Origin of the sequence: Flavobacterium enshiense (assembly GCF_022836875.1) — a bacterium.
Taxonomy (GTDB): domain Bacteria; phylum Bacteroidota; class Bacteroidia; order Flavobacteriales; family Flavobacteriaceae; genus Flavobacterium; species Flavobacterium enshiense_A.
The window spans coordinates 592,662-607,185 of record NZ_CP090376.1; the positions used below are offsets into that span (position 1 = coordinate 592,662).

The window sequence follows — 14,524 nt, forward strand, 5'->3', positions numbered from 1 at the left end:
GGAAATTTAGACTTTTGGATTGTTCGTCTTTGACTGTTTCAAATTTACGAATTCATCCCAAGTAAAAGAAATTATCCTACAAATAATAATCCTCATTCATAATTCAAAACTTATTTTCTATTTTAGCGTTTTAACCTGCTATGAATTACCGCAATAACGTCCTGAAAATTCTAAAAGAAGAAATTCTGCCCGGAGAAAGCAAAACCATAAACATGGAAATTGCCAAACTCCACACCATGACCAAACTGAAGATTCCGATTATCGTGGAACGTTCTAAGGTTCATGGCCCTACGGTTTTGCTGACGGCAGGACTGCATGGGGACGAAATCAACGGGATTGAAATCGTACGGCAAATGATCGTACAGAAAATCAACAAACCCAAAATCGGAACGATTATCTGCATTCCAATTATCAATGTTTTCGGATTCGTGAACCAGACCAGGGAATTCCCGGACGGACGAGATCTGAACCGCGTATTCCCAGGAAGTAAAAACGGTTCCCTGGCCAGCCGATTTGCCTATTATCTACTAAAGGAGGTCATTCCACACGTGGATTATGCGATCGATTTCCATGCCGGCGGTGCATCGCGATTTAATGCTGCCCAAATCAGAATTGCGCCTAACAATCCGGAACTGCGTGATTTGGCTTCAATCTTTAATGCTCCTTTCACCTTATATTCCAACAACATTACCGGTTCATTTCGAAATTCCTGCGACAAGCTCGGCGTAAAAATGCTGTTGTTTGAAGGCGGAAAATCCATCGATATTAATGAAGACGTTACTCAAAAAGGCATCGAAGGCACCAAGCGGGTTTTGGAAAATCTAGGCATGCTCAACAACCGAAAAAAAGCCATACCGGCGGAATCAGACAGTACTTATATCGAAAAGTCGACTTGGATACGGGCAAAATATTCCGGCATGTTTCACGGGTATAGCGCCATTGGAAGTTTCGTGGAAAAAGGGCAACTGCTGGCAACCATTTCCGATCCGTACGGAAAGATCGAACACAAAATGAAAGCACCGAATGCCGGCTACATCATCAACGTAAATGAAGCGCCAATTGTTTATCAGGGCGACGCCATTTACCACATTTCCACCGAACTGGAAAAGAGATAGCCTGCCAGACCCTTATAAAACCTAACAATTATCATATTTTATTGATTCGGAAGACCTTAATTTTGCCGAAACAATTTCTTATGATTACCTGGAAAAAACTTTCGCAGACCGAACAGCAGTTACGCATTGAAGAAGCATTACGAGAAAATGTGAATTTTGCCCAAGACATTTCATTGGGATATCCGGGCTCCAGACTGGACAGAGAAGTGTTTCGCAGTGATGTCCCTTTTTTGAAAGATGCACCTCTTTTGCAAACATATGTTGCCAATCCGAATCATATCGGCTGCCATACATACGGCGATTCCGAGAGCGCATTTAGCGGTACACAGGAAATGGAACGCGAAGTTTTAAAAGTGCTAGCTATTGATGTTTTTAAAGCCGAAACAAACGGATACGACGGCTATATTGCTCCGGGCGGGACAGAGGCCAACATTCAGGCAATATGGATGTACCGCAATCACTTTATGAATGAACATCAGGCAAAACTGAGTGAGATTGTCATCATCGCTTCGGAAGACACGCATTATTCGATTCCGAAATCAGCCAACTTACTGATGCTCGACTGGCTTTCAGTTCCTGTGGATTTCGAGACCCGTGCTTTGAATATCTTAGAACTTGACAATCTGATTTCCGAAGCTAAAGCCAAAGGAAAAAACTATTTCATCGTGGTGGCCAATATGGGAACGACAATGTTTGGCTCTATTGACAATCCGGAAGATTATATCAACGCATTGGAAAATCACCAAGTAACCTACAAACTTCATATTGATGGGGCCTATGGCGGATTTGTATATCCCTTCACCAATAATGCCTCAACTATATCATTTGAAAATCCTAAAGTCAGCTCCATCACTATTGACGCCCACAAAATGCTTCAGGCGCCTTACGGGACCGGCATTTTTATCTGCCGCAAAGGACTGATCGAAAACGTGCTGACCAAAGAAGCGGAATACGTGGAAGGCATGGACTTGACCCTATGCGGAAGCCGTAGCGGAGCCAACGCAGTAGCAGTCTGGATGATATTGTTTACTTATGGTCCTGCCGGATGGCATGAAAAAATCCAGGCCCTGCTAAAACGTACCGACTGGCTGTGCAGCGAACTTGACGCTTTAGGTGTGCGTTACTTCAGGGATCAAAACATGAATATCGTAACCATCAATGCGGATTATATCCCGAAAGGACTGGAAAAGAAATACGACTTGGTTCCTCAAAAACACGGCGAGGGTAATCAATGGTATAAAATTGTAATAATGGATCATGTAAAAGCAGATCATTTGAGTACTTTTATATCCGATTTGAAAAGTACTTATCATGCTGAAAAAAGAACTGCGCCTGAAGTATAAAAAACTACGGAAAGAGTTGACATCTGAAGAAATCCAGGACATGAGCCTGAGCATTGCCAATAATTGTCTCTCTTTATCGGTTTGGGACAAAACCTATTTCCATTTGTTTTTACCCATCGAAGAACAACGAGAAGTGAACACTGAATTCCTTCTACAGATTCTTTCGGGAAGGGATAAGGAAATCATCATCTCTAAATCACAATTCGGCCCAACTGATGAAGAAACCGGGTGGCAGACCAGAAAAATGACCCATTTTCTCCTCACGGATAATACCAAAATCCAAAAAAACGAATACAACATTCCGGAGCCCGTTGATGGCATCGAGGTGCCATCGAATAAAATTGATGTGGTTTTTATTCCGCTTTTAGCCTATGATAAAAAAGGACATCGCGTGGGTTACGGCAAAGGATTTTATGATGGGTTTCTTTCGGAATGTAAAGAAGACGTGATTAAAATAGGCCTATCCTGCTTCGATCCGGAAGAAGCTATTTCTGATGTTCGCGAGAATGACATTCCGTTGAATTTTTGTGTAACACCTTACGGTATTTTTGAATTCAAATAAATATTTAAGTATATTCGCAAAAATCAAACCCCTTTTCATGGAAAAAATATTAACCAAAAAAATCGTTTGCTGCTTACTAATGGCAGGTATGGCCATCAGTTTCACCAGTTGTATTGCATCACATCATCATCATCACTACAAAGCGAAAAAAGTACCACCGGGTCACGCCAAAAAAATGACAGGTTCAAAAAGTGCCAAACACCACGCACCAGGACATAATAAATAAAAAAAGGTTGCTGATAGCAACCTTTTTTTATTTATTGATTTAACAGATAATATACTCAAAAAAACTGCTGGTTTAAAGCCCAAGAGTTATTTTCCAAAAGCTCTTTTATTAAATACAATCAAAATTCCGACTCCGGTAGAAATTGCCACATCGGCTACATTAAAAATCGCGTTGAAAAACGTAAAATGATTTCCGCCCCATACCGGTAACCATGAAGGCAGATTTCCCTCCCAAATAGGAAAATAGAACATATCCACCACTTTACCGTGAAACCATTTCCCGTAAGGATCATCACTGAACAATGTTGCTACCTGTCCGTAGCTGTCATTAAACATCCTTCCGTAAAACACGGAATCAAGAATATTCCCGACAGCACCAGCCAAAATAAGTGCTACAGCAACGATAAGGAAATTAGACGATTGTTTCTTAACTGCATCGTACAACCAGTATCCGATACCGCCTACAGCAACAATCCTGAAAAGCGTAAGCAAAAGTTTTCCGAAAGCACCAGGAATTTCAGCACCCCATGCCATCCCTGAATTTTCTATGAAATGAATGCGGAACCAATCAAAAACATAGATTTCTTCATCAAGTTTAAAACTGGTTTTAATGTATATTTTGGAGATCTGATCAATAACCAGAACGAGAATTACCAATAAATAGGCCTTTTTTAACGACATTTTGCAAATTTGAGTTACAAAAATAACTATTTAAACCAAATAAAAAACGCCCCATGAGGAGCGTTTAGTAAAATTTTTGAAAAGATTAACGTTGCAGGTTCTTTGCTTCGATGCTCATGGTTGCATGAGGAACCAGTTTCAGTCTTTCTTTATTGATTAATTTTCCGGTTACTTTACAGATTCCGTAAGTTTTATTTTCAATTCGGATTAACGCGTTTTTCAAGTCACGTATAAATTTCTCCTGACGAATAGCAAGCTGTGAATTAGCTTCTTTACTCATGGTTTCGCTACCTTCCTCGAAAGCCTTAAATGTTGGCGATGTATCATCAGTTCCGTTATTTAGGTCGTTTAGGTAAGCACTTTTTATTAAATCCAAATCGTTTTTCGCTTTTTCCAGTTTCTTCTGAATCAATTCTTTGAATTCCGCCAAATCCGCGTCGGAATATCTTATTTGTTCATCCACCATAATTTCCTCTGTTTTTGGTTATTAATAGGTTTTCAAGAGATCCTTTTTCTCTATTTAGAAATTAATATTCTTGTTTTTAGTTCATCAAACTCAATTTCCGTACCATTTTCAATATGGTCCTCAAAAATAAGCTCTTCCGTTAACGTTTCCGATTTTATGTATGCCTCATTATCTTTCACGGCTTCTTGAATAATACCGTCTTTCTGCATCGTCACCTTAATCTTGTCCGTAACTTCAAAACCTGAGTCTTTTCGTATATTTTGGATTCGGTTAACCAACTCTCTGGCAATACCTTCCTTACGCAATTCGTCCGAAATTGTTATATCCAGAGCAACGGTTAATCCGCCTGAATTAGCAACCAGCCATCCTTCAATATCCTGTGAAGAAATCTCTACTTCTTCAGATGTTAAGTTAACACTATTTCCTGAAATAACAATACTTATAGCGCCTTCTCTTTCCAATTTAGCAATACTCTCCTGATTCAAATTCTGTATTTCTTTGGAAATCAATCCCATATCTTTACCGAAACGAGGCCCTAATGCCTTGAAATTCGGCTTAATCTGCTTCACCAATATACCGGAAGCATCATCCAACAACTCCACTTCCTTCACATTTACTTCTGCTTTAATAAGGTCGGAAACCGCTTCGATTTCCGCTCGTTGATTCTCGTCAAGTACAGGAATCATAACCTTTTGCAGCGGTTGACGCACCTTGATCATTTCCTTTTTACGAAGTGACAAAACCAATGATGAAACCGTTTGCGCTTTCTGCATTTTGCTTTCTAACGATTTATCAACAAAGTTTTCAACGCATATCGGAAACTCTGCCAAATGTACACTTTCAAATTTTTCTCCTTGTGTTGCTCGTGTTAAGTCTCCGTAAAGTTTATCCATAAAGAATGGTGCGATAGGCGCTCCAAGCTTAGCAACGGCAACCAAACAGGTGTATAATGTCTGATAAGCCGCAATTTTATCCTGAGCGTATTCCCCTTTCCAGAAACGGCGACGACATAAACGCACATACCAGTTACTTAAGTTTTCCTGAACGAAATCAGAGATAGCGCGAGCCGCTTTCGTTGGCTCATAATCGGCATAAAAACTATCTACGTCTTTTATTAAAGTATTTAGCTCGGATAGGATCCAACGGTCTATTTCCGGTCTTTCGTTTAACGGAATTTCATCTTCGGCGTACTGGAAACCGTCTATATTAGCATACAACGCAAAAAACGAATAGGTATTATATAAAGTTCCGAAGAATTTTCTTCTTACTTCGGCTACTCCTTCGATATCAAATTTCAGGTTATCCCAAGGATTTGCGTTGGCAATCATGTACCAACGTGTAGCATCGGGACCGTATTCTGCCAATGTCGTAAACGGATCTACTGCATTTCCAAGGCGTTTGGACATTTTCTGCCCGTTTTTATCCAAAACCAATCCATTGGAAACCACATTTTTATAAGCCACTTTATCAAAAACTAACGTTCCGATGGCATGCAGCGTATAGAACCATCCACGGGTCTGATCCACTCCTTCTGCAATGAAATCAGCCGGGAAAGATTTGCTTTCGTCAATTAACGCTTTATTTTCAAACGGATAATGCCACTGTGCATAAGGCATAGCGCCCGAATCAAACCAAACATCGATTAGATCGCTCTCGCGCTTCATTTGTTTACCGGATGGTGAAGCTAATATGATGTTATCTACCACATTTTTGTGCAGATCGACCAAATCGTAATTCGCTTCATTCATGTTTCCGATTTCAAATCCTTTGAATGGATTTTCCGCCATGAAACCTGCCTTAACGGCTTTTTCAATTTCATTGTATAATTCCTCAACAGAACCAATACATATTTCCTCTGTCTTATCTTCGGTTCTCCAGATTGGCAATGGAATTCCCCAGTATCTTGAACGTGACAAGTTCCAGTCGTTCGCATTTTTCAACCAATTCCCGAAACGCCCTTCACCGGTTGCTTTTGGCTTCCAGTTGATGGTATCGTTCAAATCGAACATGCGGTCTTTCACATCTGTTACTTTGATAAACCACGAATCCAGCGGATAGTATAAAATCGGCTTATCGGTTCTCCAGCAATGCGGATAGGTGTGCACGTATTTTTCAACCTTAAAGGCTTTATTTTCCTCTTTCAAACGAATGGCAATTTCCACATCCACTGATTTCTCAGGAGCCTCGCCTTCGTTATAATATTCATTTTTAACATACTTACCCGCCAATTCACCCATCTGACGAACAAATCGTCCTTGAAGGTCCACCAATGGCACCGGATTTCCGTTTTCATCCAACACTAACATTGGTGGCACTTCCGGAGATGCTTCTTTGGCAACTTTCGCGTCATCCGCACCAAATGTTGGCGCTGTGTGCACAATACCAGTACCGTCTTCCGTCGTAACGAAATCACCCGAAATTACACGGAATGCATTTTCCGGATTTTGATACGGCAACGTATATGGCAACAACTGCTCGTATTGGATTCCGACTAAGTCAGCACCTTTACATTCAGCCAATACTTCAAAAGGGATTTTTTTATCACCTTCTTGGAAGTTATCAAAATCAGCAGCTTCACTTGTCTCGAAATAATTTTTAGACAGCTGCTTACCAACAAGATTTTTAGCCAAAATAATATTGATTGGAAGGAACGTATATTGGTTGAAAGTTTTCACCAACACATAATCGATCTTCGGCCCAACAGTCAACGCTGTATTACTTGGCAATGTCCATGGGGTTGTCGTCCAAGCCAGGAAATGGATTTCATCCAACTCCAGTGACTCAAATTTGTATTGTTTTAAATTATTGGTAGTAATGTAATCGTAAAATTTGGCGAAGGTCAGTTTTCTTTGGTTGTCCAAAACCCTGAACTGCGCCACGATTGTCGTATCGGTCACATCACGGTATGAACCCGGCTGGTTTACTTCGTGTGAAGACAAACCAGTTCCCGCTTTAGGCGAATATGGCTGGATTGTGTAGCCTTTGTATAATAAATCTTTGTTGTAAATCTGTTTCAGTAACCACCAAACCGTTTCCATGTATTTGGACTTGTAGGTCACATACGGATCCTCCATATCAACCCAGTAACCCATTTTTTCGGTAAGGTCGTTCCATACGTCGGTATAACGCATTACGGTTTTTTTACACGCTTCGTTATATTCGGCTATGGAAATGGTTTTTCCGATATCTTCTTTGGTGATACCCAATTCTTTTTCCGTACCCAATTCAACCGGCAATCCGTGTGTATCCCAGCCCGCTTTACGCTTTACCTGGAATCCTTTTTGAGTTTTATAGCGACAGAAAATATCTTTAATCGCACGCGCCATCACGTGGTGAATACCCGGCAATCCGTTAGCTGAAGGCGGGCCTTCAAAAAACACATACGGCGTTGCTCCTTCTCGCGAAGTAACACTTTGTTCAAAGATGTTTTGCTTTTTCCAGAAATCAAGCACTTCAGAAGCCACAGTTGGCAAATCAAGTCCTTTGTATTCAGTGAATTTTGTACTCATTTTGTCGTTTTCTAAAATCAATGTGCGAAAGTAAGGAATTTTAAAGAAAATAGAGAAACGAAGCAAGAAAAAAGACGATTAAACACTACAGTTTTAATAGTTTGCCAAAACAATTATCTCATAAACTATGAAAAAACTTCTTTAAGCACCTCCAGGGATTTCGGTTTTTTAAATCCGTCAAGATGAACAGAATAGTAATTCAGTAGAATTTTGAGCAATATCTGTCGCTCTGTACCGGCGAAAATCTTTTGGTCGGAATCCAGTTTTAAGCCAATCAGTTTTTTGAAGAGAAAGGTTTCATGATCGGAAAGACAACTGATGCCGTGAAAAGAAGAAAACACCCCATCGTTAAGTTCAAAAAAAGGCAAATCCATGTCGGAAGTATCGGGATAAAATCCAAGGTATTTGGTCACTTCCAACAAGAGAATGAGGTGAAAATTAGCCATTTCCTCGTGAGTATCCAGCCAAAGCAAAGTTGTCTCCAGAAAAGAAAACAGGCTTTCATTTTTCTCTTCTTCACGAATACTGTGATGGAGCATTTCAGATAAAAAAATTATGATCGTACTCTTAAAAATATCGGTATTTATAGAATGATAAGGCACCGCCAATCGGATTTCCTTAAAATGTTCCAACGTACCTTTATTTTTGTGATTGGCTTCTATTTCGAGAATAGTCAATGGTTGAAAATAGGCAATTTTCTGATTCGATTTTTTACCCGAAAAAGCACTGGGAACAAAATAGGATTTTAATCCGTCCGATTGGGTAAAACATTTCACAATCAGGCTTTTTTCCTGATACTTTATGGCACTTAAAACGATGGCTTTGGTTTTAACCAGCATTGGGATTTTAAATTTTAAAAGCGGTCCTTATCGGACTATCATCACTTTTTTGACTTTGGTTTCTGTCCCATCTTCTGAGGCAATGAAAATCATATATACTCCGGAAGCTACTTTGTGTTTTCCAAAAGCTTTAGTATCCCACTCTATTGTTCCGCCTTCAGATGTGGTTTCATACACTAAATTCCCTCCGATATCGGTTATTTTCACATTGGCATTATCAATCAAACCGCTGATCTTAACAGTACCGTTGTATTCTGGACGTACGGGATTCGGATATATGTAGACCTGACTCAAATCTTCGGCGGGTTTGGTCGCTATTCCCTTAAAGGAAACAAGTCCTTTATCAGTTGCAAAAAACACTTCACCTGTAGCACCGTCGATTTCAATATCCAAAATATTGTCGCTTGGAAGCGGTGAATTCGCTTTTGTAAAATGATAAAGTGTTTCTTGTCCGTCAGAAGAAACCAAGAATGCCCCAGCCCCATCGATGGACACCCATTTATTATTTGCTCCATCTACCACGATATCCATAATACTTTGCTGAAAAAACAATTCTTGAGCCAAGTCATTATCGAGTATAATAATTGGATTGGTTTCCAACTCATTATCGTACAAAAAACGGTCAACACTCGGCAAAACTCGCAATCCTGCAAAAGTACCGATCCACAATTGGTTTCGGTTATCGACCGCTACACATCGTACATCGGCGATAGGAAGATTGCCCTCATTGGCTCCATTTTTTATCAGGACAAACTTATTTCCGTAATTTTCATTAAAAGCGATAACCCCGTTTCGATAGGATGGAATCCATTTCGTATTGTTTTTGTCTATCACCATACCAGCATAACTGTCTTCTTTTGGCGTCGCAGTTATATTATCAAGAGAATAGGACTGCCATTGTCCGTCCGATCTCATTACCTTAATAGCTCTGTCAATGCGGCTGTTTGTCATCCATAGATTTCCTTTTTTATCAAAAGCCGGACCGTTAACCCTGACATCGACTCCAGGAGGAGGCACCATTGATTCCAATCCGTTGCTACCCGTGTTTGCCTCATTAAACAATGTTATTTGGTTACTACTGTCAATTTTCAGCAACCCTGAAAAAAATGAACTCACAAAGGCCTGATTTGGGTTACTTGGATTCAGCACAATCCGGGCAAGGGATTTTGCACCCTGTAAATCAGTGTAAGGAATAAATTCCCAACCCTGTTTATCCGAAAATTTGCTGATTTCGTATTCGTCCAAAGGATATGGATTATACTCCTTTGAATAATCACCATAAACTGCCCACAAATAATTAGGCGCTTTTTTTACATTAAAAATACTGTTTCTAGCCGGACCATTTGGCGTACAGTTCTCAAATACAGTCGGATTGGTGCTTGTTGTTTGATACAACCCTTTATCTAACGTTCCGACAAATATTTTATCGTTGATTGCAGTAGCACAGGTAAACGACGACGCTACATCCGGAATCTGAGTTATGTGAGACAGTTGAAGCAACTGATTATCGTAAATATAAACATGGTTGGGCGAAGTAAAAATCAAACGATCATTATACGCCCTCAAATCAACTATGGACTGGCCGACATCGGCTATTTGCTGAAAAACACTACCATTATGACGATAAACGCGATTATTTGTATTGGACGCAATCAACTGATTCTGAAATGTAACAATACCGCTCCAGAACCCCGAGTCAAATGTGGTCCATTGACTGAAATCCACTAAATTCGGATTGGAATAATCTGCCCTACGAATACCATTTAATTGCGTTACGGCATAAATAAAACCGTCAAGAACTGTTGTCTGATAAACCTGAACCTCTTCACCTGCAGGTCCTATAAAATAAGTATCGCCAAATTGCGATGTGGCCAAATCGAAAACACAGATACCAAAATCGCAAGATAAATACACTTTACCGTTATATTCGTAAATATGATTAATCTTTTTCTTACTTGGCGAAATAGAAGGCTTGTTCAGAATATCAATTACATTTAAAACACTACCATCATTTTCATTCACCACCAGAAGCAATCCGTTTTGATTACCAACCACTATTTTGCGAAATGCCTCACTATAATGTACAGCGGTAATAATATCAGCTTTTAATCCGTCAATGGAATTTATGGTTTTTAATTCATTGGTAACTGTATTTTTAGAAAAAACGGTGTTTTCAGGAGCAGCATACACTTTGTCGACAGCCTGTGAAATATCCTTAATTGCAGCATAGGAAAAAAAACCTTTCCATAATTGGTTTTGTTGCGAAAAGCAATTAATACAGATGAAAGCCAGCAGAACGAAACAGTTAAATTTTCTCATCAATGTAGGTTTGTTTTACAAATATAGTCTAAAACGGCCTATTAATGTTTTTTGTATATTTTGCTTTAATAAAAATTGCTGCGGCAAAGCAAAATATATCACACAACCAAAAAGAATTTTTACATTTTTTTAAAAGTCTTTTCTTTACTTTTTTTTTGAGGAGAAATATGTTTTTATATATTTGTCAGATATTGACTAAAATAGAGTAAAATGCCCAGAAAAATTTTATTTACCCTACTAATGGCTTTTGGAATCAATAGTGCTGTTAGAGCCCAATTTGGTTTTTCCCATGAAATTGGAGCAATTGCAGGACCAGTAATGTTCATGTCGGATTTCGGTGAAAGATATGATTGGAAAACAAACGCATCAAATACCGGTATTGGGATAGGCATTATTCATTACTTAAATTTTTCATACAGTGCTGAATGTAACTGTTATAAGCCTGAAACCTATTTTAATGACCACTTCAAGTTAAGGACTGAACTTTCTTACAACAGAACAAATCTTGAACATTACGGAGAATGGGTGGCCCCTGAGAAAACCTCAGTTTATGCAGATCAATTAAGAGCCATGAAAGGTACTGCATCCAACACAGACATAGGAATGCAGTTGGAATATTTTCCCCTGAGCATCAGGGATTTTACGGCCACTATCGGATCATTAGGCCCTTTTGCGAGTTTAGGAGCCCATTATACTTTTTACAGTCCGGAAGTTACTTCTACGAGAGGACGTTTAAACCAGCCGGGAGTGTTATATCCAAAATACGTTGGAGCCACTTCTAATGACGGTGGAAGCACTTGGTCTGTTGTAGCCAGTGTTGGTACCCGATACAAACTAACAGAACTTTCAGACTTGATGCTTGATTTACGTTGGCAATATTACTTCTCCAACTGGGTGGACGGCGTAAATCCGGATCCGAATCTTTACCCGGAAAACAAAGCCAACGAATGGTTGGTTTGGTTAAACTTCGGATACATTTACTATCTGGAATAACCGAAATAAAAGACATAAAAAAACCACGCGTAAAGCGTGGTTTTTTGTTTTATCCTAATGCCTGTTTTAAATCTTCAATCAAATCGGCAGCGTCTTCTACACCTACACTCAAACGAACCAAATCATCTGTGATTCCGATTTCTTTTCGCTTATCTTCCGGTATGGATGCATGTGTCATCAAAGCTGGGTGATTTGCCAACGATTCCACACCACCTAAAGATTCTGCCAGAGTAAACACTTTAAGTTTTTCCAGGAAACTGATAGCATCTTGTTTCGCACCCGATTTAAAAGTGAACGTCACCATTCCTCCAAAACCACCGATCATCTGCTTTTTGGCAATCTCATGAAACGGATGATTTTCCAGTCCCGGATAGTATACTCGTTCCACTTTAGGGTGATTCATTAAAAATTCCGCTACTTTTACACCATTTTCACAGTGTCTTTGCACGCGTAAATGCAACGTTTTGATACCTCTTAAAACAAGGAAACTATCCATCGGACCCAATGTTCCTCCCGTCGCAAATTGTTTAAAATGTAACTCATCACCTAAAGCCTTATCTTTGATTACCAGAGCACCGGCAATTACATCACTGTGCCCTCCTAAATATTTTGTCGCCGAATGCATTACAATATCCGCACCTAAATCCAATGGCTTTTGAAGATATGGTGTAGCGAAAGTATTGTCGACCGCAAATAAAATATTGTGTTTTTTAGTGATTTTGGCGATCTCGGCAATATCTGCCAATTTCATTAAGGGATTGGTCGGTGTTTCTACCCAAACCAACTTCGTATTTTCATTAATCAACTTTTCGAACCCTGCCAGATCATTCATATCCACGAAATGGAATTTTATTCCACTGTCTTTGTACAAACGCGTGAACAAACGGTAAGTCCCTCCGTACAAATCGTCCATTGCAATGATTTCATCACCTGCTTTGAACAAACGCAGCAAACAATCGGTTGCTGCTAATCCCGAAGCAAACGCTAATCCACGGGCTCCGTTTTCGATAGAAGCCAAAGCGTCTTCCAAAGCCTGGCGTGTCGGGTTGGCCGCACGACTGTATTCATATTCTCCAACAGGCTGTCCCGGAGAAACCTGAGCAAAAGTAGAAGTCTGAAATACCGGTGGCATTACCGCTCCGGTCACTTTTTCATGATGTTGCCCACCATGTATTACTTTCGTATTGAATTTCATATTAGTATTCTGTTTAAATTTTCAATAAAAGAACAAATTTATCGTTTAATTTTGTGAAATGAGTCATGAACAAACAATTTCTGCCATGAGAAACTTATTAATAGTAACTATTGCTGCGCTGAGCTTATTAAGCTGTAAAAAAGAGGAATTAACCTTTAAAACAAAGAAATTCCATAAAGAAATTACACAAAATAAGGACACTACTGCAATTGAGATTGAAGTGGCTGTCGCTCAAAACAAATCGGCAGCGGCAGACAGCATTAATACCTTGTTTTTAAAAGAAATTACCTTCTTATTCTCTTTTGACTCGGCAGCAACTGTCAAAAATTATCCCGCTGTTTGTTCGGATTTTATTAAAGAATACGTCAGTTTTCAGAAAGAGATGCCCGACTACAGCACACCTTGGGAGGCGACTGCTTCCGGAAAAATCGGATACCATTCAGACAAAGTCATCAACCTGACCCTAGACTATTATTCCTTCACAGGAGGCGCTCATGGCAATGGCAGATCATTGTCTTATTTTGTCGATCCCGAAACCGGAAAACAAATCAAAAAAGAAGATTTATTTACCGATGTAAAAGGTTTCACCAAACTTGCAGAACAAAAATTCAGAATACAACAAGAAGTGCCGGCCCAATCGAACATTAACAAAACGGGCTATTGGTTTGAAAAAGACAGATTCCATTTACCGGAAAACATTTTTTATACCGATAAAGGAATACTACTGCTTTACAACCAGTATGAAATCGCTTCTTATGCCGACGGCCCTATTGAACTGACAATTCCGTTTAGTGAAGCCGACAAATTCCTGCAGCTTAAATAAACTTACGAATCTGCATCATAAATCCTAAATGCAGTCCTTCGTGATAGTTATTGAATTCCATCGCGTCTTTAAAACTCCCCAAATGGAAACCAGTCTGCGTTTGGTATTCGTTGAAATGCTGAAATTTCCCTGCTTCAAAATCCATTTTTGTCTGCTCGGGCAAGAACGTTAACAGTGCTCGGATTTCATCCACTTCTTCCTGAGTTGTTTTGCCGTCGGGTCTGGAACCGTTCTTATATTTTTCGGTCATCTCCGCAGAAACATTCGTTGGCAATCCCGAAAGACGGTACACCAAACCTTGCTGTGCCACCACTATATGCCCGATATTCCAAATCAGGTTATTACTAAAACCTTGCGGAATCGCATTAAGCTGTTCCAGGGAATAATCATCCAGAAATCTCAAATAGAGGTTGCGGTTGGTTACTAAAATTTTAAAAGTTGCTTCCATAATTTA

General features: G+C 39.6%; 13 protein-coding genes. 6 read left to right on the plus strand and 7 right to left on the minus strand.

The features are described from left to right. The first annotated feature begins 140 nt into the window (after window positions 1-140). The 4 genes from LZF87_RS02690 to LZF87_RS02705 all read left to right on the plus strand — a co-directional run bounded on the left by LZF87_RS02690 (window position 141) and on the right by LZF87_RS02705 (window position 3,246). Window positions 141-1,115 (plus strand): succinylglutamate desuccinylase/aspartoacylase family protein, encoded by a 975-nt coding sequence (locus LZF87_RS02690; RefSeq protein WP_244341463.1) that lies wholly within the window; start codon window positions 141-143, stop codon window positions 1,113-1,115. Between the two features lie 80 nt (window positions 1,116-1,195). Then, on the plus strand, window positions 1,196-2,458 hold the full coding sequence (locus LZF87_RS02695) for a pyridoxal phosphate-dependent decarboxylase family protein (RefSeq protein ID WP_244341465.1): 1,263 nt from the start codon (window positions 1,196-1,198) through the stop codon (window positions 2,456-2,458). After that, window positions 2,427-3,020 carry a 5-formyltetrahydrofolate cyclo-ligase gene (locus LZF87_RS02700; protein WP_244341467.1) on the plus strand — a complete coding sequence of 198 codons (594 nt, stop codon included), beginning with the start codon at window positions 2,427-2,429 and terminating at the stop codon, window positions 3,018-3,020. Before LZF87_RS02695 ends, LZF87_RS02700 begins: the two co-directional genes overlap by 32 nt. A 37-nt stretch (window positions 3,021-3,057) precedes the next feature. Further along, window positions 3,058-3,246: a hypothetical protein gene (locus LZF87_RS02705; RefSeq protein WP_244341469.1), complete on the plus strand. Its 189-nt coding sequence runs from the start codon at window positions 3,058-3,060 to the stop codon at window positions 3,244-3,246. An 86-nt stretch (window positions 3,247-3,332) separates the two neighbouring features. Here the strand turns inward: LZF87_RS02705 and LZF87_RS02710 are convergent, their stop codons facing one another. The 5 genes from LZF87_RS02710 to LZF87_RS02730 all read right to left on the minus strand — a co-directional run bounded on the left by LZF87_RS02710 (window position 3,333) and on the right by LZF87_RS02730 (window position 11,059). Beyond that, window positions 3,333-3,926: a lipoprotein signal peptidase gene (locus LZF87_RS02710; RefSeq protein ID WP_244341471.1), complete on the minus strand. Its 594-nt coding sequence runs from the start codon at window positions 3,924-3,926 to the stop codon at window positions 3,333-3,335. A gap of 85 nt (window positions 3,927-4,011) precedes the next feature. Next, the gene (locus LZF87_RS02715) at window positions 4,012-4,392 is read right to left on the minus strand and encodes a TraR/DksA family transcriptional regulator (protein WP_237790972.1); all 381 of its coding nucleotides are present in this window, start codon (window positions 4,390-4,392) and stop codon (window positions 4,012-4,014) included. Window positions 4,393-4,442: 50 nt separating this feature from the next. Further along, window positions 4,443-7,901 carry an isoleucine--tRNA ligase gene (gene ileS, locus LZF87_RS02720; protein ID WP_244341473.1) on the minus strand — a complete coding sequence of 1,153 codons (3,459 nt, stop codon included), beginning with the start codon at window positions 7,899-7,901 and terminating at the stop codon, window positions 4,443-4,445. Window positions 7,902-8,026: 125 nt separating this feature from the next. Then, window positions 8,027-8,740: a DNA repair protein RecO gene (gene recO, locus LZF87_RS02725; RefSeq protein ID WP_244341475.1), complete on the minus strand. Its 714-nt coding sequence runs from the start codon at window positions 8,738-8,740 to the stop codon at window positions 8,027-8,029. A 27-nt stretch (window positions 8,741-8,767) separates the two neighbouring features. Further along, entirely contained in the window at window positions 8,768-11,059 is a 2,292-nt protein-coding gene (locus LZF87_RS02730) for a T9SS type A sorting domain-containing protein (RefSeq protein ID WP_244341476.1), read from the minus strand. A 210-nt stretch (window positions 11,060-11,269) separates the two neighbouring features. Here LZF87_RS02730 and LZF87_RS02735 point away from each other — a divergent pair, with 210 nt between their 5' ends. Beyond that, window positions 11,270-12,052: a THC0290_0291 family protein gene (locus LZF87_RS02735; protein WP_244341477.1), complete on the plus strand. Its 783-nt coding sequence runs from the start codon at window positions 11,270-11,272 to the stop codon at window positions 12,050-12,052. Between the two features lie 49 nt (window positions 12,053-12,101). Here LZF87_RS02735 and LZF87_RS02740 read toward each other — a convergent pair whose 3' ends face one another. Further along, the gene (locus tag LZF87_RS02740; RefSeq protein ID WP_244341479.1) at window positions 12,102-13,247 is read right to left on the minus strand and encodes a cystathionine gamma-synthase; all 1,146 of its coding nucleotides are present in this window, start codon (window positions 13,245-13,247) and stop codon (window positions 12,102-12,104) included. Between the two features lie 85 nt (window positions 13,248-13,332). On the opposite strand from LZF87_RS02740, the gene LZF87_RS02745 reads away from it, so the two are divergent. Then, window positions 13,333-14,070 carry a DUF3298 and DUF4163 domain-containing protein gene (locus LZF87_RS02745; RefSeq protein ID WP_244341497.1) on the plus strand — a complete coding sequence of 246 codons (738 nt, stop codon included), beginning with the start codon at window positions 13,333-13,335 and terminating at the stop codon, window positions 14,068-14,070. Here the strand turns inward: LZF87_RS02745 and LZF87_RS02750 are convergent. Beyond that, window positions 14,063-14,518 carry a DinB family protein gene (locus tag LZF87_RS02750; RefSeq protein WP_244341511.1) on the minus strand — a complete coding sequence of 152 codons (456 nt, stop codon included), beginning with the start codon at window positions 14,516-14,518 and terminating at the stop codon, window positions 14,063-14,065. The two genes, LZF87_RS02745 and LZF87_RS02750, sit on opposite strands and share 8 nt — an antisense overlap. Window positions 14,519-14,524 lie beyond the last annotated feature (6 nt).